24 protein-coding genes and 3 rRNA genes are annotated in these 24897 nt (G+C 42.1%); 6 read left to right on the forward strand and 21 right to left on the reverse strand.

The features are described from left to right. The first annotated feature begins 190 nt into the window (after positions 1-190). From uvrD to PARC_RS16310, 3 genes are all read left to right on the forward strand, one after another. On the forward strand, positions 191-2356 hold the full coding sequence (gene uvrD, locus PARC_RS16300) for a DNA helicase II (RefSeq protein WP_007586555.1): 2166 nt from the start codon (positions 191-193) through the stop codon (positions 2354-2356). After that, on the forward strand, positions 2334-4403 hold the full coding sequence (locus tag PARC_RS16305) for a tRNA(Met) cytidine acetyltransferase TmcA domain-containing protein (protein ID WP_010554327.1): 2070 nt from the start codon (positions 2334-2336) through the stop codon (positions 4401-4403). Before uvrD ends, PARC_RS16305 begins: the two co-directional genes overlap by 23 nt. A gap of 102 nt (positions 4404-4505) precedes the next feature. Continuing rightward, a complete protein-coding gene (locus tag PARC_RS16310; protein ID WP_007586559.1) occupies positions 4506-5354 on the forward strand; it encodes a hypothetical protein in 849 nt (282 codons plus the stop codon). A 177-nt stretch (positions 5355-5531) separates the two neighbouring features. Here the strand turns inward: PARC_RS16310 and rrf are convergent. From rrf to PARC_RS16415, 21 genes are all read right to left on the reverse strand, one after another. Next, positions 5532-5646: ribosomal RNA gene (gene rrf / locus PARC_RS16315) — 5S ribosomal RNA — on the reverse strand. Positions 5647-5857: 211 nt separating this feature from the next. Continuing rightward, a 23S ribosomal RNA gene (locus PARC_RS16320) occupies positions 5858-8748 on the reverse strand. 299 nt (positions 8749-9047) lie between these two features. Further along, a 16S ribosomal RNA gene (locus PARC_RS16325) occupies positions 9048-10583 on the reverse strand. Together the 16S, 23S and 5S rRNA genes form the textbook arrangement of a ribosomal RNA operon. Before the next feature lie 1141 nt (positions 10584-11724). Continuing rightward, positions 11725-12126 carry a 50S ribosomal protein L17 gene (gene rplQ, locus PARC_RS16330; RefSeq protein WP_002959450.1) on the reverse strand — a complete coding sequence of 134 codons (402 nt, stop codon included), beginning with the start codon at positions 12124-12126 and terminating at the stop codon, positions 11725-11727. 39 nt (positions 12127-12165) lie between these two features. Further along, positions 12166-13152, reverse strand: coding sequence for a DNA-directed RNA polymerase subunit alpha (locus PARC_RS16335; RefSeq protein ID WP_002959452.1), 987 nt, complete (start codon positions 13150-13152; stop codon positions 12166-12168). A 24-nt stretch (positions 13153-13176) separates the two neighbouring features. Next, positions 13177-13797 carry a 30S ribosomal protein S4 gene (rpsD, locus tag PARC_RS16340; RefSeq protein WP_002959461.1) on the reverse strand — a complete coding sequence of 207 codons (621 nt, stop codon included), beginning with the start codon at positions 13795-13797 and terminating at the stop codon, positions 13177-13179. Between the two features lie 21 nt (positions 13798-13818). After that, positions 13819-14205, reverse strand: coding sequence for a 30S ribosomal protein S11 (gene rpsK, locus PARC_RS16345; RefSeq protein ID WP_002959471.1), 387 nt, complete (start codon positions 14203-14205; stop codon positions 13819-13821). Positions 14206-14217: 12 nt separating this feature from the next. Then, entirely contained in the window at positions 14218-14574 is a 357-nt protein-coding gene (gene rpsM, locus PARC_RS16350; RefSeq protein ID WP_007584664.1) for a 30S ribosomal protein S13, read from the reverse strand. A gap of 124 nt (positions 14575-14698) precedes the next feature. Further along, positions 14699-14812, reverse strand: coding sequence for a 50S ribosomal protein L36 (rpmJ, locus tag PARC_RS16355; protein ID WP_002959476.1), 114 nt, complete (start codon positions 14810-14812; stop codon positions 14699-14701). A 22-nt stretch (positions 14813-14834) separates the two neighbouring features. Continuing rightward, positions 14835-16163 carry a preprotein translocase subunit SecY gene (gene secY, locus PARC_RS16360; RefSeq protein WP_007584663.1) on the reverse strand — a complete coding sequence of 443 codons (1329 nt, stop codon included), beginning with the start codon at positions 16161-16163 and terminating at the stop codon, positions 14835-14837. Positions 16164-16173: 10 nt separating this feature from the next. Next, on the reverse strand, positions 16174-16608 hold the full coding sequence (gene rplO, locus PARC_RS16365) for a 50S ribosomal protein L15 (RefSeq protein WP_002959480.1): 435 nt from the start codon (positions 16606-16608) through the stop codon (positions 16174-16176). A gap of 4 nt (positions 16609-16612) precedes the next feature. Then, complete coding sequence (rpmD, locus tag PARC_RS16370) at positions 16613-16795, reverse strand: 50S ribosomal protein L30 (RefSeq protein ID WP_002959482.1); 183 nt, start codon at positions 16793-16795, stop codon at positions 16613-16615. 2 nt (positions 16796-16797) lie between these two features. Continuing rightward, positions 16798-17304 carry a 30S ribosomal protein S5 gene (gene rpsE / locus PARC_RS16375; RefSeq protein ID WP_002959485.1) on the reverse strand — a complete coding sequence of 169 codons (507 nt, stop codon included), beginning with the start codon at positions 17302-17304 and terminating at the stop codon, positions 16798-16800. A gap of 9 nt (positions 17305-17313) precedes the next feature. Beyond that, positions 17314-17664 (reverse strand): 50S ribosomal protein L18, encoded by a 351-nt coding sequence (gene rplR, locus PARC_RS16380; protein ID WP_002959486.1) that lies wholly within the window; start codon positions 17662-17664, stop codon positions 17314-17316. A gap of 9 nt (positions 17665-17673) precedes the next feature. After that, positions 17674-18207 carry a 50S ribosomal protein L6 gene (rplF, locus tag PARC_RS16385; protein ID WP_010554913.1) on the reverse strand — a complete coding sequence of 178 codons (534 nt, stop codon included), beginning with the start codon at positions 18205-18207 and terminating at the stop codon, positions 17674-17676. Between the two features lie 13 nt (positions 18208-18220). Then, positions 18221-18613: a 30S ribosomal protein S8 gene (gene rpsH, locus PARC_RS16390; protein WP_007584660.1), complete on the reverse strand. Its 393-nt coding sequence runs from the start codon at positions 18611-18613 to the stop codon at positions 18221-18223. 21 nt (positions 18614-18634) lie between these two features. Further along, a complete protein-coding gene (rpsN, locus tag PARC_RS16395) occupies positions 18635-18940 on the reverse strand; it encodes a 30S ribosomal protein S14 (protein ID WP_010554914.1) in 306 nt (101 codons plus the stop codon). 10 nt (positions 18941-18950) lie between these two features. Beyond that, complete coding sequence (rplE, locus tag PARC_RS16400) at positions 18951-19490, reverse strand: 50S ribosomal protein L5 (protein ID WP_010554915.1); 540 nt, start codon at positions 19488-19490, stop codon at positions 18951-18953. A 16-nt stretch (positions 19491-19506) separates the two neighbouring features. After that, a complete protein-coding gene (rplX, locus tag PARC_RS16405; RefSeq protein ID WP_002959496.1) occupies positions 19507-19821 on the reverse strand; it encodes a 50S ribosomal protein L24 in 315 nt (104 codons plus the stop codon). 10 nt (positions 19822-19831) lie between these two features. Further along, positions 19832-20200: a 50S ribosomal protein L14 gene (gene rplN / locus PARC_RS16410; RefSeq protein ID WP_002959498.1), complete on the reverse strand. Its 369-nt coding sequence runs from the start codon at positions 20198-20200 to the stop codon at positions 19832-19834. Positions 20201-20473: 273 nt separating this feature from the next. Continuing rightward, entirely contained in the window at positions 20474-22444 is a 1971-nt protein-coding gene (locus tag PARC_RS16415; protein ID WP_010554916.1) for an AsmA family protein, read from the reverse strand. Positions 22445-22679: 235 nt separating this feature from the next. Between PARC_RS16415 and PARC_RS16420 the strand changes: the two genes are divergently transcribed. The 3 genes from PARC_RS16420 to PARC_RS16430 all read left to right on the forward strand — a co-directional run bounded on the left by PARC_RS16420 (position 22680) and on the right by PARC_RS16430 (position 24632). After that, entirely contained in the window at positions 22680-23051 is a 372-nt protein-coding gene (locus PARC_RS16420) for a hypothetical protein (RefSeq protein ID WP_010554917.1), read from the forward strand. 61 nt (positions 23052-23112) lie between these two features. After that, positions 23113-23313 (forward strand): helix-turn-helix transcriptional regulator, encoded by a 201-nt coding sequence (locus PARC_RS16425; RefSeq protein WP_010554918.1) that lies wholly within the window; start codon positions 23113-23115, stop codon positions 23311-23313. A gap of 155 nt (positions 23314-23468) precedes the next feature. Further along, entirely contained in the window at positions 23469-24632 is a 1164-nt protein-coding gene (locus PARC_RS16430) for a hypothetical protein (RefSeq protein WP_010554919.1), read from the forward strand. Positions 24633-24897 lie beyond the last annotated feature (265 nt).

Genomic DNA, 24897 nt, shown 5'->3' on the forward strand with positions numbered 1-24897 from the left:
AAATTGCTAACTTTAGGTCAAATTAGCAATTTTTGTTATGTGTTTGCACTTTTCTATTCGCTCAATTAATTAGCAAGTTACTCGTTTTGAACACTATTTTATAAATAGCTGTTTATAAAAACAGTATTTTATTTAGCCTAACAAAAACACCTGTTATACTGCCCACAATATTGATTAAAAAGGCGTAACGATGGACGTTTCACAATTACTCGATGGCTTAAATGACAAACAACGCGATGCCGTTGCAGCCCCACTACAAAACATGCTGGTATTAGCAGGTGCTGGGTCTGGTAAAACACGAGTGTTAGTTCATCGTATTGCGTGGCTTATGCAAGTTGAGCAAGCCTCCGCTTACAGTATTTTTGCAGTTACCTTTACTAATAAAGCCGCTAAAGAAATGCGTGGCCGCGTTGAAGAAACACTCAAAGCGCCTGTAGGTGGTATGTGGATTGGTACTTTCCATGGTTTATCGCATCGTATTTTACGTGCTCATCACCGTGAAGCTAACTTACCTGAAGCCTTTCAAATTTTAGACTCTGACGATCAGCTTCGGATGATCAAGCGCTTATTAAAATCGATGAATATTGATGATAAAAAATGGCCTGCTAAACAATTTGGCTGGTACATAAGCGCCAAAAAAGATGAAGCACTTCGCCCTAAAGATATTCAAGCATACGATATTAACGAGCAAATGATGCTGCGTGTTTATGCCGCCTATCAAGAGGCCTGTGATAGAGCGGGCCTAGTTGATTTTGCTGAAATATTACTACGCAGCTACGAAGTATTAAAAAATAACCCTACGTTACTACGTCATTATCAGCAACGCTTTGCACATATGCTCGTAGACGAGTTCCAAGATACAAATACCATTCAATATGCTTGGTTAAAGTTACTTGCTGGCGATACTAACAGCATTATGATTGTAGGCGACGATGACCAAAGCATTTATGGTTGGCGTGGTGCTAAAATCGAAAACATTAAACGTTTTTTAACTGACTTCAGTGCAGAAACCATTCGCCTTGAACAAAACTACCGTTCAACCGCGACTATTTTGAAAGCGTCCAACGCATTAATTCAAAATAACTCAGAACGTATGGGTAAAAGCTTGTGGACCGACGGTAACGACGGCGAGCCAATCTCTATTTATGCAGCATTTAATGAGTTAGACGAAGCACGCTTTGTAAGTAGCAAACTACGAAGCTGGTTAAATGCAGGTAATGCCCTACAAGATGCCGCAATTTTATACCGTAGTAACGCGCAATCTCGTGTACTCGAGGAGGCCATGCTGCAAGAAGGCTTAAAATACCGTATTTATGGTGGTATGCGATTCTTCGAACGACAAGAAATTAAAGATGCGCTTTCGTACTTACGTCTAGTGGGTAATCGTCAAGACGATGCCGCGTTTGAACGTGTAATTAATACGCCAGCACGCGGTATTGGTGATAAAACATTGAGCCATATACGTGATTGTGCACGAGCAGAATCATTACCGCTTTGGTATGCCGCAAAAGCAATTGTAGAACAACAGCATTTATCTGGTCGTGCTTCTGGTGCAGTAAGTAAGTTTGTAGAACTAGTTGAACAAATAGAAGATAAAATTAGCGATCTAACTTTGCATGAGCAAGCCAAGTACACAATTCAAACCTCAGGCTTGATGGCAATGTACCAAGCTGAAAAAGGTGAAAAAGGCCGTGCTCGCGTAGAAAACTTAGAAGAACTAATTAGCGCATGTGACCAGTACGAACTTCCTGAAGACGAAGAATACAGCTCGCCTTTACAAGGCTTTTTAGCACATACATCACTTGAGTCAGGTGAAGGGCAGGCAGAAGAACACGAAGACGCTGTTCAAATGATGACACTTCACTCAGCGAAAGGATTAGAGTTTCCGTTAGTGTTTATGGTGGGCGTAGAAGAAGGCATGTTCCCTTCTCAGCAAAGTAACGAAGAGTCGGGTCGCTTAGAAGAAGAGCGCCGCCTTTGTTATGTAGGCATGACACGAGCAATGGATAAGTTATACATTAGCCATGCTGAGAGTCGCCGCTTATACGGGCAAGAAAAATACCATAGCCCATCACGCTTTTTACGCGAAATACCTGAGGACTGCGTAGAAGAAATCCGTATTAAAACACAGGTTTCTCGCCCGCCTGCCGCCGGGCGTTTTAGTGCATCAGTTAGCCATGCAGCATTTGAAGACAGTGGCTTTAACTTAGGACAACGAGTTTTGCATGCTAAGTTTGGTGTTGGTACCGTACTTAATTACGAAGGCAGTGGCGCGCAATCTCGCGTACAAGTTAACTTTGACGACCTTGGCAGTAAATGGTTAGTAACGGCCTATGCACGATTACAAGCTGTATAAAGCTCACCTAAATGAGTTAGAACAACAACTAGCTGGCGCGTATCATCGTCAGCTAGTGTTGATTACGGGTAGCCCTGCTTGGTGTTATGAATTACTTAACTCATTAATAGATGAAAACAATACACTTGTTGTATCAAAGCAGTGCGCGATTAAAAATTCGTACTGGCCTACTCGCACTCACCAAATTTTAGGGCAAGAATTTGCTCATGCTGTTTACGATGGTTTTAGTGGTTTACACCCTGATAAACTTGCAGCACTTACCGGCACCGTTAAAGCAGGCGGTATACTGTTTTTATTACTGCCCGAATTAAATGATTTAGCCTCTTGGCAAGACCCCTCATTAAGTACAGTGCAATCACACGGTCAGAGTATTGACTACAGTTTATTTAATCAACGTTTCGCGGCTATTATTAAGCAATTACCCGCTTTTCATTTTAGTGAAAAAAATGGCTGTATTAGTAATCTCGTCAGCTCTGTTACGGATAATAAAATTGATTATCTACCACAGCAAAACTGCGTTGAACAAATAGTAAAAGTAGCTAATGGCCGTGCCAACAGACCTTTACTCATTAATGCCGATAGAGGTAGAGGCAAGTCGGCAGCACTTGGCTTAGCTGCCGCAAAATTGACTGATAAAAAAGTAATTATTTGCAGCACTCAGTTTAAAGCGACCCATAGTAGCTTTAAACATTTAGCCAACGAGCTGAGCCTTCAATACAACGCTGAACATAAACAGCTCGCCAACTTGCACTACGTTGCACCTGACGCGTTATTAAATGCATTACCTGAGTGCGATTTATTACTCATTGATGAAGCTGCCGCGATCCCTGTTCCGTTATTGCTAAAAATGCTAGCTCATTACCCTCGTATAGTCTTTGCAAGTACACTGGTTGGGTATGAGGGCAATGGTAGGGGTTACACCATTCGCTTTAGTAACTATATAAAAGCGCACTATAAAGCCTCTAAAGTTGTAACGCTTGATGAGCCACTGCGTTTTGCCAAACACGATCCCCTCGAGAAGCACATTCGCACCTTGCTTGCACTCGATGCACAATATAAAGAGTTAAGTAGTGAGCAATTAGAGCAGCCAGTTCATAGCGAAATAACTCAGCAATCCCTTGTAAACAATGAGCCTTTACTGCAACAAGTTATTGCCCTGCTTGCATTGGCTCACTATCAAAGTAGTGTAAACGATTTACGCCAACTACTAGACGCACCATCGCAACGAATATTCATCAGCAAAATTAACAATCAATTAGTTGGTGTATGTTTAATCGCAATAGAAGGTGGTTTAAGTGAAGAACTTGCTCTACAGGTTATAAGCGGAGAGCGCCGCCCACAGGGTCATTTAATGGCTCAAACCCTCTCACAACTTAGTTTTAATAATGACTACTTAACACAGTTGAGCGCTCGCGTTGTACGAATAGCGATTGATCCGAGTTCTCACAATATGGGTTTTGGTAAAAAGCTACTTAGCTATTGCGAGTCGCAAGTAAAAAGCCAATGTAGTTGGTTTGGTGCAAGCTTTGGCGCAACAGCGCAGCTACTTAACTTTTGGCAAAAAAAAGGGTTTGATACCGTAAAACTGGGTTATCAACGCGATAAAAGCACAGCTGAACATTCAGCGCTTGTGGTTAAATGCTTAAGCAATAAAAGTGCAATTATCCAACCTTTGAAAAAGCAGTTTAAAAACGACTTTTTTTATGCTCTTTTAACAAATTTTAAAACACTAGACTGGCAACTTGTAAGTATTTTAATTGAAGGATTTAGCGATGAGTTAGTAAGCCCCGAGACTCGCGAACGATTAGCCTTGCTCGTAAACAGTAACTTCACTCAATTTAATATCTCTGCGACTCTCTGGCAGGTAGTGAATCAGTCTCCTTCTTGTATGTCTCAATTAACAGAGTCTGATAAACAACTTTTAATAAAGTTAGTGCTGCAAAATGAATGTAATGAAAAAGTGATTCAACACTTAGGTTTATTAGGAAAAAAGCAGCTTGAGAATCACTTTAAACGTGCCATAAAAAACCTCACTAGTGCCATCTAATAACTCCTAGTTACCTATCTCTATTAAATCTTATCCATCTTTAAGCTATTTATTTAATTTGTTCTATCCTTAAAGCATTAACAGGTAAATTAAGATAAAGGCATGGAATTAATAAACTTTAAAGTGGGCTGCAAAACAATTTCACTTAAAATACTCGATATTTTATTAACAGAACGCTTTGACAATAATCTAACAACTTTACCCAACAATAATAAAAGCTTTATTGGTGTTAAAGATTATATGGATATACCAACGCCTGTGTTTGATTTAGGTATTATTTTAAATAATATCTCAACCGAACAAAGTAATGCGCATGTACTAAAACAACTAAGAACATGGCAAGAAAAACTATTAAACTGGTTCAATACCCTTCAAAGTAACTTGCTAAATAGCTCGGCTTCTATTTCAAGCAATGATGCAGAACTACAAGATTTTGTTCTGTTTTACAAAGAGTTCAACACCGATAATGAAGACTTAAAACTAACAATGTCTCGACTTAACGAACCTTTCCAATCATTGCTAGAAACGGTAAAAGAAGCTATATCAGCTCATAATCAAAGCGATTATAAACAAGTATCAGCTCTGCTCGAAAAAATTAAGCGTAGTAACCTAATTCAGCTAGAGCGTTTATTCGAATCAGCTAAAGAGCAAATAACCTTAGACTATAAACCTATTATTGTTTTTACCACTAAAGACGGCTTAAACCCACACGTAGGGTTATTGGTAGATAAAGTCGAAGATAATATCGACTATAAAAAAGAAGACATTAAACCACTAGATAAGCTCACTGAGGTCGGTTTTGATCTAGACCCACAAACTAAAAATATGATGCGAGGATTAATCAAGCTTTCACAAAAGCACAGTGTATTAATTGATCCAAGCGTAATATTTAAACCAACACAACTAGAAGAATCTGAAAGTGAAGAAACTCAAGCTTACGGACTATTTTAAATAGTCTTTAGATTTGGTTATAAACTTTAGTACTGAAGTAAGGAGCTATTCTGCTCGACTTGTACATTTAGATAAATTGGAGAGAAATCGAGTGCGTAATGTTAGTTACCCATATTTCACTTTTTTGCAGACGTAAAAAAGCCCGAATCGTTAGATTCGGGCTTTCTACAATTTGAAGCCTGGTAATGTCCTACTTTCACATAGCAAATGCTACACTATCATCGGCGCTGTTTCGTTTCACTACTGAGTTCGGCATGGAGTCAGGTGGGTCCAAAACGCTATTGTCACCAAGCAAATTAGGTGCAAAGAATCAATGACAAGCACGTAGTGCTACCATTTTCTTTGCGCAAGGTGCCTCAACTTTAACGCTACGCGCTAAGAGTCACCTCTTGAATTTGGAAAATATCTGATAATATTTTTTAAGTCTTTCTAAGTAATATCTACTTTAGTCATATTAACTTCTTCGCTTGTTTCACTATCACATAAAACGCGTTTGGCGTTGTATGGTTAAGCCTCACGGGTAATTAGTACAAGTTAGCTTAATGGCTCACACCACTTCCACATCTTGCCTATCAACGTTGTAGTCTTCAACGGCCCTTCAGAGACTTTAAAAGTCTAGTGAGAACTCATCTCGAGGCCTGCTTCGCGCTTAGATGCTTTCAGCGCTTATCAGTTCCGAACGTAGCTACCGGGCAATGCCATTGGCATGACAACCCGAACACCAGCGGTTCGTTCACTCCGGTCCTCTCGTACTAGGAGCAACCCCTCTCAATTCTCAAACGCCCACGGCAGATAGGGACCGAACTGTCTCACGACGTTCTAAACCCAGCTCGCGTACCACTTTAAATGGCGAACAGCCATACCCTTGGGACCGACTTCAGCCCCAGGATGTGATGAGCCGACATCGAGGTGCCAAACACCGCCGTCGATATGAACTCTTGGGCGGTATCAGCCTGTTATCCCCGGAGTACCTTTTATCCGTTGAGCGATGGCCCTTCCATTCAGAACCACCGGATCACTATGACCTACTTTCGTACCTGCTCGACGTGTCTGTCTCGCAGTTAAGCTGGCTTCTACCATTACACTAACCGTACGATGTCCGACCGTACTTAGCCAACCTTCGTGCTCCTCCGTTACTCTTTAGGAGGAGACCGCCCCAGTCAAACTACCCACCAGGCACTGTCCGTAACCCCGATTCAGGGGCCAACGTTAGAACATCAAAACTACAAGGGTGGTATTTCAAGGTTGACTCCACAACAACTAGCGTCGCTGCTTCAAAGTCTCCCACCTATCCTACACATGTAGGTTCAATGTTCAGTGCCAAGCTGTAGTAAAGGTTCACGGGGTCTTTCCGTCTAGCCGCGGGTACACAGCATCTTCACTGCGATTTCAATTTCACTGAGTCTCGGGTGGAGACAGCGTGGCCATGGTTACACCATTCGTGCAGGTCGGAACTTACCCGACAAGGAATTTCGCTACCTTAGGACCGTTATAGTTACGGCCGCCGTTTACCGGGGCTTCGATCAAGAGCTTCTCCCTAAGGATAACCCCATCAATTAACCTTCCGGCACCGGGCAGGTGTCACACCGTATACGTCATCTTGCGATTTTGCACAGTGCTGTGTTTTTAATAAACAGTCCCAGCCACCTGGTCACTGCGGCTCCCGTCCGCTTAGAGAGCAAGTCTCATCACAGATAGGAGCGTACCTTCTCCCGAAGTTACGGTACGATTTTGCCTAGTTCCTTCACCCGAGTTCTCTCAAGCGCCTTAGTATTCTCTACCTGACCACCTGTGTCGGTTTGGGGTACGATTCCATATAATCTGAAGCTTAGAGGCTTTTCCTGGAAGTATGGCATCAGCAACTTCATCACCGTAGTGACTCGTCTCGTGTCTCAGGTTTAGTGTTTGTCCGGATTTACCTAAACAAACGCCCTACTCACTTTCACATAGACTACCAACGCTATGCTTGCTTAGCCTGCTCCGTCCCCCCATCGCAATTATATCGAGTACAGAAATATTAATCTGTTTCCCATCGACTACGCCTTTCGGCCTCGCCTTAGGGGTCGACTTACCCTACCCTGATTAACATGGGATAGGAACCCTTGGTCTTCCGGCGTGGGAGTTTTTCACTCCCATTATCGTTACTCATGTCAGCATTCGCACTTCTGATACCTCCAGCATACCTCCCGGTACACCTTCAACGGCTTACAGAACGCTCCCCTACCACTCAGAATAAATTCTGAATCCGCAGCTTCGGTGCATAGTTTAGCCCCGTTACATCTTCCGCGCAGACCGACTCGACCAGTGAGCTATTACGCTTTCTTTAAAGGATGGCTGCTTCTAAGCCAACCTCCTGGCTGTCTGGGCCTTTCCACATCGTTTCCCACTTAACTATGACTTTGGGACCTTAGCTGGCGGTCTGGGTTGTTTCCCTCTTCACGACGGACGTTAGCACCCGCCGTGTGTCTCCCGGATATTACTTTACGGTATTCGGAGTTTGCAAAGGGTTGGTAAGTCGGGATGACCCCCTAGCCTTAACAGTGCTCTACCCCCGTAAGTATTCGTCCGAGGCTCTACCTAAATAGATTTCGGGGAGAACCAGCTATCTCCCGGTTTGATTAGCCTTTCACTCCTAGCCACAGGTCATCCCCTAACTTTTCAACGTTAGTGGGTTCGGTCCTCCAGTTGATGTTACTCAACCTTCAACCTGCCCATGGCTAGATCACCGGGTTTCGGGTCTATACCTTGCAACTATTCGCCCAGTTAAGACTCGGTTTCCCTACGGCTACCCTATTCGGTTAACCTCGCTACAAAATATAAGTCGCTGACCCATTATACAAAAGGTACGCAGTCACCCAACAAGTGGGCTCCTACTGCTTGTACGTACACGGTTTCAGGTTCTATTTCACTCCCCTCACAGGGGTTCTTTTCGCCTTTCCCTCACGGTACTGGTTCACTATCGGTCAGTTGGGAGTATTTAGCCTTAGATGATGGTCCACCTATATTCAGTCAAAGTTTCACGTGCTCCGACCTACTCGATTTCACTTAAAATGTCTTTTCATGTACGGGACTATCACCCTGTATCGTGGCGCTTTCCAGCAGCCTTCCATTAACACATAATAAGCTTAAGGGCTGTTCCGATTTCGCTCGCCGCTACTTTCGGAATCTCGGTTGATTTCTTTTCCTACGGGTACTTAGATGTTTCAGTTCTCCGCGTTCGCCTCGTTAACCTATGTATTCAGTTAACGATACCTGCAAGCAGGTGGGTTTCCCCATTCGGAAATCTTAGTCTCAAGCGCTTTTTACTAGCTTGACTAAGCTTATCGCAAGTTAATACGTCCTTCATCGCCTCCAACTGCCAAGGCATCCACCGTGTACGCTTAGTCACTTAACCATACAACCCAAACGGGTCTTTGTTTTGTGACAGTTTAACTTCGCCAGAAGTCAATATTGAATACTAAAGTAGATACCAATCAATCAACTCCTAAGAGTTAACTAAATGGCACTGAATGGTACTGCTACCATTCTTTTTTTACTTTTGAAAACTCTTGATAAATACAATGTATTCATCAGAATTTTATTATCAGCTTTTCCAAATTTTTAAAGAGCATATTAATTAGTCATCCCAAAGGGACAAGCACTAATTAACAATCATCTGTGTGGACACTACGAACAAATAAGTTCTAAATCGTATAAGGAGGTGATCCAGCCCCAGGTTCCCCTAGGGCTACCTTGTTACGACTTCACCCCAGTCATGAATCACTCCGTGGTAAACGTCCTCCCGAGGGTTAGACTATCTACTTCTGGAGCAACCCACTCCCATGGTGTGACGGGCGGTGTGTACAAGGCCCGGGAACGTATTCACCGCGTCATTCTGATACGCGATTACTAGCGATTCCGACTTCATGGAGTCGAGTTGCAGACTCCAATCCGGACTACGACGCACTTTAAGTGATTCGCTTACTCTCGCGAGTTCGCAGCACTCTGTATGCGCCATTGTAGCACGTGTGTAGCCCTACACGTAAGGGCCATGATGACTTGACGTCGTCCCCACCTTCCTCCGGTTTATCACCGGCAGTCTCCTTAGAGTTCTCAGCATTACCTGCTAGCAACTAAGGATAGGGGTTGCGCTCGTTGCGGGACTTAACCCAACATCTCACAACACGAGCTGACGACAGCCATGCAGCACCTGTATCAGAGTTCCCGAAGGCACCAAACCATCTCTGGTAAGTTCTCTGTATGTCAAGTGTAGGTAAGGTTCTTCGCGTTGCATCGAATTAAACCACATGCTCCACCGCTTGTGCGGGCCCCCGTCAATTCATTTGAGTTTTAACCTTGCGGCCGTACTCCCCAGGCGGTCTACTTAATGCGTTAGCTTTGAAAAACAGAACCGAGGCTCCGAGCTTCTAGTAGACATCGTTTACGGCGTGGACTACCGGGGTATCTAATCCCGTTTGCTCCCCACGCTTTCGTACATGAGCGTCAGTGTTGACCCAGGTGGCTGCCTTCGCCATCGGTATTCCTTCAGATCTCTACGCATTTCACCGCTACACCTGAAATTCTACCACCCTCTATCACACTCTAGTTTGCCAGTTCGAAATGCAGTTCCCAGGTTGAGCCCGGGGCTTTCACATCTCGCTTAACAAACCGCCTGCGTACGCTTTACGCCCAGTAATTCCGATTAACGCTCGCACCCTCCGTATTACCGCGGCTGCTGGCACGGAGTTAGCCGGTGCTTCTTCTGTCAGTAACGTCACACATGATGGGTATTAACCACCACGCTTTCCTCCTGACTGAAAGTGCTTTACAACCCGAAGGCCTTCTTCACACACGCGGCATGGCTGCATCAGGCTTGCGCCCATTGTGCAATATTCCCCACTGCTGCCTCCCGTAGGAGTCTGGGCCGTGTCTCAGTCCCAGTGTGGCTGATCATCCTCTCAAACCAGCTAGGGATCGTCGCCTTGGTGAGCCATTACCTCACCAACTAGCTAATCCCACTTGGGCCAATCTAAAGGCGAGAGCCGAAGCCCCCTTTGGTCCGTAGACATTATGCGGTATTAGCAGTCGTTTCCAACTGTTGTCCCCCACCTCAAGGCATGTTCCCAAGCATTACTCACCCGTCCGCCGCTCGTCAGCAAAGTAGCAAGCTACTTCCTGTTACCGCTCGACTTGCATGTGTTAGGCCTGCCGCCAGCGTTCAATCTGAGCCATGATCAAACTCTTCAATTAAAAAGTTTTATGTCTTTCGACAGCTCAATGAATTCTGAATTTTTGTTTTTGTTGCCAAAAACGAATTGACTGTGCGTTATTACTTTCACTTTTAAAAAAGTGAAATCAAAACAGCTCAAGGCTGAATCTTTTAATAACATATGGTCACTCAGTTTTCAATTGAGACTCTAATTTGTTTGCCTCGCTACCTAAGTAGGTTGGCTGTTAGAACTCAATCTGTACGAGTGCCCACACAGATGATTGCTTTATATTGTTAAAGAACGTTTTGAGTCGCTTTAGCGTCTCAAGGGATGCGAATAATACACCCTTTATTTTTCGAGTCAACACTTAGTTTTAAACTTTCTTTTTAGAAGATTTAAACCGAAGTTTTATTTAACTCTCTGAGTAGTTCGCTCCTCGCTAGGCGTTGGCGTTTCCCGTCTCAGTGGGGTCGCATTATAGGGAGATCCGAAAACAGATCAACCCTTTTTTGAAGAAAACTTGAAATAATGTGCTGTTCGCTGAGTATTTGAGCTAAACGCTCAAAAACACAACTAAACTACCATTATTAATAGGTTCATAGAGCTATTTGAGATGAAAGTTGGGCAACTACTAACGGGTAGAGACACATTTCGATCATCGATGCAGAAAAAACAACCAATAGAGCAAGAGTCGTATTCCTATTATCATTTAAATTAATCAGAAGCTGATAATTAAATTGATCAGCCTATGTTTAATAATAGTTTTACATATTTTAGGAGGAAGTTTACTTAGGCCGTAATGGTTAACTTTACTCTGAGGTTCTTAGTACCGGTATATTTATAAGAGTACGCACGTTATATCTTTTAATCAGCTCTATAAGTAGAAACTTCGTTAGGGATTGCTCTAATTGTAGCTCAATTCGCGGCGGTATTATTAATAGCTGTAAATCACAATATATAGTGGAAATGATCTTTAACTAGAATCTGATAGGCTATTTTGAATGAATGGTAAATAAAGAGTAATTAGATAGAGCTATTAAAGCAGCTGTCAAAACAACTTATCAATTCAGAATCTATGAGTCATTGCCCATAATAGAAGGTAATTACTGGTTCATATAGTTTGACAAATTTTAGGCAAGAAAAAGCCGAGCATAGGCTCGGCTTTTAGGTTTCTTTAAGACTTACTCTGCAGACTGTGCGTCTTCTTGAACTGCTTCGCTAGTCGCTGGGCGACCAACTAGTTCAATATAAGCCATTGGTGCATTATCACCAGTACGGAAGCCACACTTAAGAATACGAGTGTAACCACCTGGACGATCCGCGTTACGTGGACCGATTTCACTGAATAATTTACCAACAACTTCATTATCACGCGTGCGAGCAAACGCTAAACGGCGATTTGCTACACTGTCAGTCTTAGCCAGTGTGATTAAAGGTTCAATTACACGACGTAACTCTTTCGCTTTAGGCAAAGTAGTTTTGATGATTTCATGTTTCACCAAAGAACCTGCCATATTGCTAAACATCGCTTTACGATGGCTACTGTTACGGTTTAATTGACGACCACTCTTACGATGGCGCATGACCCTATCCTTCTAACTAAACTAATATAGTGATTTAGATTATTCAGCTAAACTTGCAGGTGGCCAATTTTCTAGGCGCATGCCCAGAGAAAGTCCACGTGAAGCTAGCACGTCTTTAATTTCAGTTAGAGACTTCTTACCTAAATTAGGTGTTTTAAGAAGCTCAACTTCAGTGCGCTGAACTAAATCACCGATATATTGAATTTGCTCGGCTTTCAAACAATTTGCTGAGCGTACTGTTAATTCAAGGTCATCAACTGGACGAAGTAGAATAGGATCGAATTCTGGCTTCTCTTCTTTCTCTTCTGGCTCAGTTACATCACGTAAATCTACGAATGCATCTAATTGCTCAGCTAAGATAGTAGACGCACGGCGGATCGCTTCTTCTGGATCTAAAGTGCCGTTTGTTTCCATATCAATGATTAACTTGTCTAAATCTGTACGTTGCTCAACTCGAGCTGATTCAACCGAGTACGCAATACGTTCAACTGGGCTAAATGATGCATCAAGCAACAATCTACCAATTGGACGCTCATCGTCATCAGAGGATAAACGACTAGATGCCGGCACATAACCACGACCACGTTCAACACGAATACGCATGCTGATCTCGCTGTTATTTGTAGTTAAATTACAAATAACGTGATCTGGATTAGCAATTGTTACATCGCCATCGTGCTGAATATCAGCCGCAGTAACAGGGCCTACACCAGATTTAGTCAGGGTCAGAAAAACTTCATCTTTGCCTTCTAACGTTACTGCTAAACCTTTAAGGTTTAATAGTATTTCAATGATGTCTTCTTGAACGCCTTCTTTCGCGCTGTACTCATGTAATACACCGTCGATTTCAACTTCAGTTACTGCACATCCAGGCATAGATGAAAGTAATATACGGCGTAAAGCATTACCCAGAGTATGGCCAAAGCCACGCTCTAATGGTTCTAAAACTATTTTAGAACGCGTTGGGTTGATAGCGTCGATGTCGACTAACCTTGGTTTTAGAAATTCTGTAACAGAACCCTGCATTTTATCCTCTCTTAACTCTTAACTTTACTTAGAGTAAAGTTCGACGATTAGTTGTTCATTAATGTCCGCAGACAGGTCTGAACGCTCAGGTAGACGCTTAAAGCTGCCTTCCAATTTCTTACCGTCAACTTCAACCCAAGTCGGCTTTTCACGTTGCTCAGCCAACTCTAGAGCAGCGATGATACGTGCTTGTGTCTTAGACTTCTCACGGATTACAACAGTATCTTCTGGAGTAATTACGTATGAAGGAATGTTCACAACACGACCATTAACTAAAATCGCTTTATGGCTTACTAACTGACGTGCTTCTGCACGTGTGCTAGCAAAACCCATGCGATATACAACATTGTCTAAACGTTGCTCTAAAAGCTGTAACAAGTTTTCACCTGTATTACCTTTAAGGCGAGCAGCTTCTTTGTAGTAGTTACGGAATTGCTTTTCTAATACACCGTATATACGACGTACTTTTTGCTTTTCACGTAATTGTAAACCGTAATCAGATAAACGACCTTTACGGGCGCCGTGCTGACCAGGTGCAGTCTCAAGTTTACACTTAGAGTCGATAGCTCTTACGCCGCTCTTAAGGAACAGGTCAGTACCTTCACGACGACTCAGCTTGAGCTTAGGGCCCAAATATCTTGCCATGTTATTTCTCCTAACCTATTGTTAAACGCGACGTTTCTTCGGTGGACGACAACCATTATGTGGTATAGGCGTCACGTCAGTAATGTTGGTAATACGGTAACCAGCAGCATTCAAAGCACGTACAGCAGATTCACGACCTGGACCTGGACCTTTGATGAAAACTTCTAGATTTTTTAAACCGTATTCTTGAGCAGCAGTACCTGCACGCTCTGCAGCAACCTGAGCAGCAAATGGTGTAGATTTACGTGAACCACGGAAACCTGAACCACCGGCAGTAGCCCATGATAGTGCATTACCTTGACGGTCGGTAATCGTTACAATAGTGTTGTTGAAAGACGCATGAACATGAGCCATACCATCAGCAACTTGTTTTTTAACCTTTTTACGACGAATTGGTGTCTTAGCCATAATACTATCCCCTTATCGCTTAATAGGCTTACGAGGACCCTTGCGGGTGCGCGCGTTAGTCTTAGTTCTTTGACCACGTAGTGGTAAAGAGCGACGGTGACGTAGGCCACGATAACAACCAAGGTCCATAAGGCGCTTGATATTTAAAGTAACTTCACGACGAAGATCACCTTCAACAGTGTACTTGCCAACTGCATCACGCAGTACGTCAAGAATTTCGTCTGAAAGTTCACCGATTTTTGTGGTTTCGGCGATACCAGTCGCTACTAAGATAGCCTTAGAGCGAGTCTTACCTATGCCATAAATAGCTGTTAAACCAATAACTGCATGTTTATGATCAGGGACGTTAATGCCAGCAATACGGGCCACTAACACATCTCCTATATTCGAATTTGGTAATCATCTGTTTGAAAAGCCCGTAAGGATACTCAAACGAAGACCAAATTACTACTAAAAACACAGGCCGAGAAAACTCAGCCTGCACGCTGTTTACTTAACCTTGCCTTTGCTTATGCTTAGGCTCACTGCAAATTACGCGTACTACACCAGCACGTTTAATAACTTTACAGTTACGGCATATTTTCTTAACGGAAGCACGTACTTTCATTGCTCAACTCCGTAAACTGACCTTATCGACCGTAGCCTTTAAGGTTCGCTTTTTTCAGCACAGAATCATACTGATGAGACATCAGGTGAGTCTGTACTTGTGCCATAAAGTCCATGATCACTACAACGATAATCAAAACTGATGTACCGCCGAAGTAGAATGGCGTTTGCCACGCCATCGTCATGAATTCAGGCACCAGACAGATAAAGGTTATATACAAAGCACCTGCCAATGTCAGGCGTGTCATCACTTTATCAATGTATTTAGATGTCTGCTCACCTGGACGAATACCTGGGATAAATGCGCCAGATTTCTTAAGGTTATCTGCTGTTTCACGTGGGTTAAAAACCAACGCTGTGTAGAAAAAGCAGAAGAAGATAATAGCCGCAGCTAAAACAAGTGAGTACAACGGTTGACCTGGGGTCAGCGTAGTAGCAACAGCTTGTAATACATCAGCGACTGGACCTTCACCTTGGCCGAACCAGCTAGCAATTGTACCAGGGAACAGAATTATACTGCTAGCGAAGATTGGTGGAATAACACCCGCCATATTTACTTTTAGTGGTAAATGCGTGCTTTGAGCAGCAAATACTTGACGACCTTGTTGGCGTTTAGCGTAGTTAACAACAATACGACGTTGTCCACGTTCGAAAAACACTACAAGATAAGTAACAGCGAATACGATTACCGCAACCATCAACAGTACAAAAACATTCAAATCACCTTGGCGCGCCATTTCGACTGTCGAACCAATAGCAGACGGCAAGTTAGCTACAATACCAACAAATATTAGAACAGAGATACCGTTACCGATACCACGCTCTGTTATTTGTTCACCCAACCACATAAGGAACATAGTACCAGTTACTAAACTCACCACTGCGGTGAAATAGAAACCCATACCAGGGTTAACAACTAACCCCTCCATCATGCCCGGTAAGCTAGAAGCAATACCGATTGATTGAATAGTAGCTAGCACAAGCGTGCCATAGCGTGTGTACTGGCTAATTTTTTTACGCCCTTGCTCACCTTCTTTCTTAAGCTCTATAAACGGAGGATACATATGCGTTAATAGTTGCGTAATAATCGAAGCCGAGATATACGGCATAATACCCAGTGCTAACACTGAAGCTCGCTCAAGTGCACCACCACTGAACATGTTGAACATCTCAACAATGGTGCCCTTTTGTTGCTCGAAGAAATCGGCAAGTACAGCGGCGTCAATCCCAGGGATCGGCACAAATGAACCTAGACGGTAAATTATGATAGCACCCAATACGAAGAGTAATCGGCGCTTCAATTCCGAAAGTCCACCTTGTGCACTTTTTGTATCTTGACCTGGTTTAGCCATTAGTACTTCCTTAGTCTTCTACCTTGCCTCCGGCAGCTTCAATAGCTTCGCGAGCACCTTTAGAGGCTTTAAGGCCTTTAACGGTAACAGCGCGTGAAACTTCGCCAGATTTAACAACTTTAACGAAAAGAACGTTCTTTTTAACTAGACCAGCTGCTTGTAACGCGCTTAGGTCTACCACATCGCCTTCTACTTTAGCGATTTCAAAAAGGTTTATTTCTGCAGATACTAAAGATTTGCGAGAAGTAAAACCAAATTTAGGTAGACGACGTTGCATAGGCATTTGACCGCCTTCAAAACCAACGCGTACTTTGCCGCCAGAACGTGATTTTTGACCTTTGTGACCACGGCCGCCAGTCTTACCTAGACCAGAACCGATACCACGACCAACACGTTTTGGAGCAGTTTTTGAACCTGCAGCAGGTGAAAGTGTATTCAAATGCATCGAATTAACCCTCTACCTTAACCATGTAAGAAACCTTGTTTATCATACCACGTACACATGCTGTGTCTTCTAACTCAACAGTGTGGTTGATACGACGTAAACCAAGACCGCGTAATGTAGCTTTATGTTTCGGTAAACGACCGATAGAGCTTTTTACTTGTGTTACTTTTACAGTTTGATTTGCCATGGTTACCCCAGTATTTCGTCTACGCGAAGGCCACGTTTAGCAGCGATTGACTGTGGAGAATTCATATTCTCAAGAGCCGAAATCGTTGCACGTACCACGTTGATCGGGTTAGTAGAACCGTAACATTTAGAAAGTACGTTCTGCACACCAGTAACTTCTAGTACTGCACGCATAGCACCACCTGCAATGATACCAGTACCTTCAGATGCTGGTTTCATGAACACTAGTGAGCCAGCATGACGTCCCTTAACAGGATGCTGTAATGTGTTGCCATTTAGGTCTACGTTGATCATGTTACGACGTGCTTTTTCCATTGCTTTTTGAATAGCAGCTGGAACTTCACGTGCTTTACCATAACCGAAACCTACTTTACCTGCGCCATCACCAACTACAGTTAGTGCAGTAAAGCTAAAGATACGACCACCTTTAACTACTTTAGACACACGGTTCACCGCGATTAGCTTTTCAGCTAGATCAGGCTGTTGTTGCTTTGCTTCTACGTTAGCCATAGTCTACTCCTAGAATTGCAAACCGGCTTCACGCGCAGCATCAGCTAGCGCCTTCACACGGCCGTGATATTTAAAGCCACTGCGATCAAAAGCAATCTTTTCGATGCCTTTGTCAGCCGCACGTTCAGCAACCGCTTTGCCAACTGCTTGCGCAGCTTCAACGTTACCGGTGCCTTTAACTGTTTCGCTAATAGCCTTTTCAACAGTAGAAGCAGCAGCCAGTACATTACCCTCAGCATTTACTACTTGAGCGTATATGTGACGTGGCGTGCGGTGGATAACAAGACGCGTTGTGCCTTGTTCAATATAATTTCTACGAGTGCGTTTAGCACGACGTAGACGAGCTGTTTTTTTATCCATCGTCTTACCTTACTTCTTCTTAGCCTCTTTACGGCGTACATTCTCATCTGAATAACGAACACCCTTACCTTTATAAGGCTCAGGTTTACGGTATGCACGAATGTTAGCAGCTGTTTGACCAACTAACTGCTTATCTACGCCCTTAACTAGAACTTCTGTTTGGCTTGGAGTTTCAATCGTAATTCCTTCAGGAACTGCGAAATTAACTGGGTGTGAGAAGCCAAGAGTTAAATCTAATGTTTTACCCTTAGCTGCAGCACGGTAACCCACGCCTACTAACTGAAGTTTCTTCTCGTAACCTTCATGCGTACCAACAACCATGTTGTTGATTAGAGCGCGAGCAGTACCTGCTTGAGCCCATGCATTAGCTACGCCATCACGAGGTAAAGTAGTAATAACGTTGTCATTAACTTGTATTTCAACAGCGTTGTTGATAGTACGAGTAAGTTCACCGTTTTTGCCTTTAACTGTGATTTCCTGGCCTTTTAATGTAACTTCTACACCGGCAGGAACAGTAATTGGTGCCTTTGCTATGCGAGACATAGTTCCCCTCCGATTAAGCTACAAAACCAATGATTTCACCACCAACACCAGCACTACGTGCTGTGCGGTCTGTCATTAGGCCTTTAGAAGTTGATACGATAGCGATACCAAGACCACCCATTACCTTAGGTAATTGGTCACGTTTCTTATAGATACGTAGACCAGGGCGACTTACACGCTGGATATTTTCAATTACAGCTTTGCCTTCGAAGTACTTCAACTCGATAGAAAGCTCAGGTTTAGTTTCACCGTTAACGGCGAAATCTACGATATAACCTTCGTCTTTTAGTACTTTAGCTAATGCTACTTTCAGCTTTGAAGTTGGCATCGTTACAGATACTTTCTTCGCTGATTGACCGTTACGAATTCGTGTAAACAAATCCGCGATAGGATCTTGCAAGCTCATAGTCTTACTCCCATGATTCTATTACCAGCTAGCCTTTTTAAGGCCAGGAATTTCACCGCGCATAGCTGCTTCGCGAACTTTAATACGGCTCATGCCGAATTTGCGAAGGAAACCATGTGGGCGGCCCGTAATGTTACAACGATTACGTTGACGTGCAGGGCTAGAATCACGAGGTAAAGCTTGTAGCTTAAGTACCGCGTCCCAACGATCATCTTCAGATGTATTAACATCACTGATGATAGCTTTTAGTGCCGCGCGCTTTTCAGCGAACTGAGCAACTAGTTTTGTGCGCTTTGCTTCGCGCGCTTTCATAGAATTCTTTGCCATAACCCTACCCTTATTTCTTAAATGGGAAGTTAAACGCTTCTAACAACGCACGGCCTTCCTCATCAGATTTCGCAGAAGTAGTGATAGTAATATCCATACCGCGTACACGGTCTACTTTATCGTAATCGATTTCTGGGAAGATGATTTGTTCACGTACGCCCATGCTGTAGTTGCCACGTCCATCAAAAGACTTAGCACTTACGCCACGGAAGTCACGAATACGTGGGATAGCGATTGATACCAAACGCTCAAAAAAGTCCCACATACGCTCGCCGCGTAGGGTTACTTTACAACCAATCGGGTAACCTTCACGCACTTTGAAGCCAGCAACAGATTTGCGTGCTTTAGTGATTAGAGGTTTCTGACCAGAGATTGCTGCTAGATCCGCTACTGCGTTATCTAAAATCTTCTTGTCAGCTAGGGCTTCGCCCACGCCCATATTCAATGTGATCTTTTCGATCTGAGGGACTTGCATGACAGAGCTGAAACCAAACTTCTCTTGAAGTTCCGCAACTACTTTGTCTTTATATACTTCATGCAGTTTCGCCATCATTCTACTCCAACTATTAGATAGTTTTACCAGTAGATTTAAAGATACGTAATTTCTTACCATCTTCAATCTTGAAACCTACACGATCAGCTTTACTCGTTTCCGAGTTGAAGATCGCAACGTTTGATGCATCCATAGATGCTTCTTTCTCAACAATGCCGCCAGCTTGGTTCAATTGTGGAACCGGCTTTTGGTGTTTCTTGATCAAGTTTATGCCTTCGACAAAGATTCGACCAGATTCAGTAACAACTGAAAGCACTTTTCCGCGCTTACCTTTGTCTTTACCTGCTAGTACGATTACTTCGTCATCACGACGTATTTTTGCTGCCATGATTGGCTCCTTACAGTACTTCTGGGGCTAGTGAAACGATTTTCATGAACTTATCATTACGAAGTTCGCGAGTCACAGGGCCGAAAATACGTGTACCAATTGGCTGCAAGTTATCATTTAAGATAACAGCCGCGTTGCTGTCAAAACGGATCAAAGAACCATCTGGACGGCGAACACCTTTTCTGGTACGCACAACTACCGCGTTTTTAACATCACCTTTCTTCACTTTACCGCGAGGAATAGCTTCTTTTACAGAAACTTTAATGATGTCGCCAATCGCTGCGTAGCGACGGTGTGAACCACCAAGGACTTTTATACACTGCACTTTGCGAGCGCCGCTGTTATCAGCAACTTCCAGCTGAGTTTGCATTTGGATCATGTTAATGACCTCCGGTGTAGTAATTACAACGTGTCTAAAATTCGTTTAAAAATCAGACATTTCGATTAAATCCCAATCAAAAAACAAACGAGTTGTCTCTTAAGGGCGGGCAATTGTACCAGCATTGAGGGGGTAGTGATAGGTTATTTTTTAATTAATTTAGAGCGTATGGTTATTAAAGTTGAGTAATTACGGCTATGTAGCTATTTTACAGATGGTTACAAAACAAACAAGGCACTATATAAGTGCCTTGTTTGTTTTAACTATAGATGATTAACCGAATAAACCTTTTAATTTATCTTTAATCTTATCCTTTGCTTTGTCTTTGGCTTTTTCTTTTGCCTCATCAACCTTCTGCTTAGCTTCATCTTTAAGCGCATTACCCACATCGAGCTTTATACCAACATCGTGGAAAGGCCCTTTTATACGTAGTGGTATTTTAAAACCAGTGCTGTCATCAGTGGTTCCCTGTCCTTCGATTGATCCAACTATGCCTGTAACCAAACGGTAATTAACTGTTGTTTGTGGTAAATCAACATCGCCTTCACCTGATATTCTAACGAGTGGACTAATAAGTGATAAATCAGTATTTTTACCAACACCATTAGTAAAGTTAAAACTTCCAGTTAGTGCAGAGAAATCTGTTTGCTCTGATTCTTCAAACCCAGTATCCAGCCCTTCAGACGCAGCACCAAAGTTTCCTGAAATGAGTTCCTTACCTTTACGAACCATCTCAGCTATATTCGCACCTTTTACGGCTCCATCAGCAAACTCAAATCCAAGTTTTCCGTTAAGCGCACCAATAAACGACTTTTGACTTTGGCCAGTTGTGTTTAGGTTCCAATTTAAAGACCCCTTACCCATTAGCTTGTCAAAACCTGCCGCATCAGTTAATAAAGGCTGTGCATCTATACCAGCTAAGTCAAAGTTAGTTGATATTTTATAAGGCACTTGTTGTGCGTTTACATTGATAACGCCTTTACCTGACCCTTCATAAGCAGAAAAGCTATCTAGGCTTAGTTTTGCAACGCTATTTTTTAAAGCAACAGTAAATTGATTGGCGCCCAACTTAATATCGTTAGCTTTTAATCCACTTGAACGAATAACTACATTCGCATCTAGTGAATTTAACGCACTTAGATCAATTTTAGTGTCATCCCATACTATTGGCTCTGCAGGTTTATCATTTTGCTCTACTGGCTCTTCTTGTTTTGCTACTGCTTCAGGTAGGTACGGGTTTAAATCAAGCATACCTAAATCAATTTCAGCATTTACAGCTAAACGCTTACCTAGGTTAAGCTCGCTCTTACCTTTTATTTCCAATGCGTCTAACGTCGCAACTAAATCTTCTAAATTAAATTTCTCACCTGCTAGGTGCATTTTACCGTTTACACTAAATGCGTTAAAAGCATTGTCTTTAGCGTCTAACTCTACACCTTGCCATTTTGCAATACTTTTAACAGACTCACCGCTTAGTGATAACTGACCTTTAATATCTTGGCCTTGCCCAGCGATGCTCCCTTCGAACGTTAGATCAACTAAACGAGAATCTAAGGTTTGTTTAACATTAAAAATAGCACCTTCAATTGCTTTAGCAGGAGTATCTAATTTTATATCAAGCTCAAAACGCTCCTGCATATAAGTAATACCCCCTTTTACTTCTAATGTTTTACGAAGTGATGGAAGTAAAATAGCGAGTTCTAAATCACTAATTTGCTGCTTAGCACCTGTTAGACCATCTAGATAAGTAAATGTGCCGCCATAAATAGCAACCTCACCTAACTCAATATCAAAGTTATCTGGAAGCTTTATCGCTTCACCTGATTGGCTTTGCTCTTTAGGTTGCTCTGCAACTGCATCAAACAACTGCCAATTAGCTTTACCATTTTTGTCAGTTTCTAATAGGATATTTGGTTCGTTTATAACAAACTTATCTAATTTAAACTCACCACCAAATAATGAAAACCAAGGTATATGTACAGCAAGCTGTTTCATACTCGCCATATCGGCGCGCGAACCTGATTCCATATTTGCAAAATGCACGTCGTTAAGTTCTAACTTTAATGCAGGGAATACGCTAAGTATTTTATCACCTTTAATAGTAAGAGTGCGCCCAGTTGTTTGTTCTACCTGCTGCGACACTTTATTAAAAATAGTATCAGTAGGGATTAAAAACGGTGCGGCAACAATTAGTGCTATACATAGTAAAAGTATTACACCTACAATTTTAAGTAAGGTTTTCATGATCGTCCTTTCAAACGTGCAAATAATGTTCTTATCATAGCGAGTGTTAGCCTTAAAATCATTGTAGTTGATGTAAAAAAGCCACTAAAACTACTTTACCTGTTCTATATGAATCTTTCCTGAAACATTTTGATACCTTTAGGTTACAAATAAATATTGCGCCATCGATACCTCTAGGTTGCATTGATACCTAGAGGTTACAAAAAATACTCAATACAATTACAGGATGATTACTATGAAACAACAAGATATAAAAACAGAAGAACAATTTATGAGACATAATATACGGTTTTGTATAAGCGCTGGCGTAGTTTGTTTACTTCTCAGTGTTTACTCACTAACTAACCATAATATAGAAGGGATGATAATTGTTGGAATGAGCGTTTTATTTTATATGGTTGTAACCGCTATTTTTATGATTAAAGCAGGCTTTCCGCTAAAAATGTATTTTAAATACGCTTATAAAGATGAGTTTCTAAACACCATTGACATTAATCCTATAAACATACAAGTTGTGCATTTGGGGTTTGCCTTCTTGGTGTTTTGTATAATAACGATTCAATACCTAGCGAGGTTTCGCATGCAAATATGGCAATATTTTACTTAGGTATTATGCTCTTAGTATATGGAATATCAACCCTTTGGCAAAGCCGTGATTAGGAGTCAAAGTGCAAAATAACATAGCAAAATTTCGTAAAGAGGCCGGGCTTTCACAGCAAGAACTTGCTGATGCTATTAACGTGTCGCGCAAAACAATAAGTACCGTAGAAACAAACCGGTTTACGCCGTCGGTAATAATTGCTCTAAAAATAGCAAAGCATTTTAATACCTCAGTTGAAAGCCTCTTTGTACTGGATGAAAATGATTGATACATGTTAAAGCATTAGTCTCATTTTATTAGCAAAAATACCGATTTAGTCACTTCAATTACAACGTATGGAGGACAGCGCTGTTGTTATTAGCGTAATTGCGCTAAAATAGACCAGCAAAAAAATATATATCTAAACCGGAGATTCTACAAGGCATGAAAAAACTGCTAATTTCACCGTCAAAAATGACGCTAGGCGAACAAGAAAATCAAATCTATCAGAACATTCTGAAGCAATCTTCAGAGTTAAGCCTTAACCTTATGGCCGTGAAAGTAGAAAACCACCCTGATGATTTTTTACCTTGGTGTTACGAATTGCTAAGTGCAAGCAGAGATCGTATGAACTACGATTTGCTAGAGCCACAGCAGTTACCAGTACTTAAGAAGCTACACGATCAGCTTATTTCAGCTATCAGCTTTTTACAGGTTAAAACTTTACGTATTGCTCCGTGGCCTGTTGTAAGTGTATTTGTAGAACAACACAAAGACGTTATTGCACTTGATGAACAGCTTCGTTTGGTAGACTACATCAAAAGCATTCGTGAACAGTCTCTTAAAGATATGATTCCTGAAGACTTACTTGCGTTTAGCGGTAAGCACATGGCATCACTTGATCCAAGCACATACAACTTTGACGTTGAATGGTTTGCATCTACAAAAAGTGCAAAGAGCTTCCATCAAATGCTTGGTGATTTACCAGGTGCTTTTGACGATGCACTAGTGAATATTCCACTTGAAGGTGATATTACTCAATACGAATATCAACAATTTGTTGTTGCTTATTCAAAAATATTCACCGACAACAACGAAAAACCAACACTTGCGCCTGCAACACGACTGCTTGCAATGCGTCGCCCTGATTTATTTACTCCGATTACAAATAATCGATTAGATGCATTATGTGGTGCCCTTGGTGTTTCTAAACTTAAAAATAGTGATTTTGAGCGTTACTGGCAAGATATCGTAAAAGGTATTCAAGCTATGTCATGGTACAAAATGGCTAAACCTAGTAATGAGTTAGAAGAACAATTGGTTGCTATTAAAGCATTAATTCCATGTTTCTTTCACTACGCTGATGCTAAAACACCAGATAACTCTAACTACATTAAACTGCTAACCAAGCCTAAACGTACTACAACTACAACAGGTAAAACTCAGCGTAGAGGTAAAGAGTCTGCAGAAATTCTAGTAGACCGTGCACTTGCTGCTGACGATATTCCTGAGCATATTCGCAGTAAACGTGATTCAATTGTGAGTGAAGTACAAAAAGGTCGCAGCGTAAACGAAACAATTAGCCTTATGCGCACTATATTCGGTTAAAATCTTCTAATTTAGCCGTACTTTTATGGTGCGGCTAGGTTAATTTATGCACCAGCAATGTGCGCAACATCTTCCTTCATGTTATATCCCCATCCTATTCATAAAATTCAAGCTCATGTTTTTAATAAATAAAAAATAATTTTTAATAAAAAATAATGAAGCTGGCACATACAGTGCAATTATCCCGTTAGTTAAACAATAAAAAGCCGTCAGCCTAAAGGTTCCGATTACATAATAAAAACCTTGGCGAGCAAAAATCATATAA

Source organism: Pseudoalteromonas arctica A 37-1-2 (assembly GCF_000238395.3).
Lineage (GTDB): Bacteria > Pseudomonadota > Gammaproteobacteria > Enterobacterales > Alteromonadaceae > Pseudoalteromonas > Pseudoalteromonas arctica.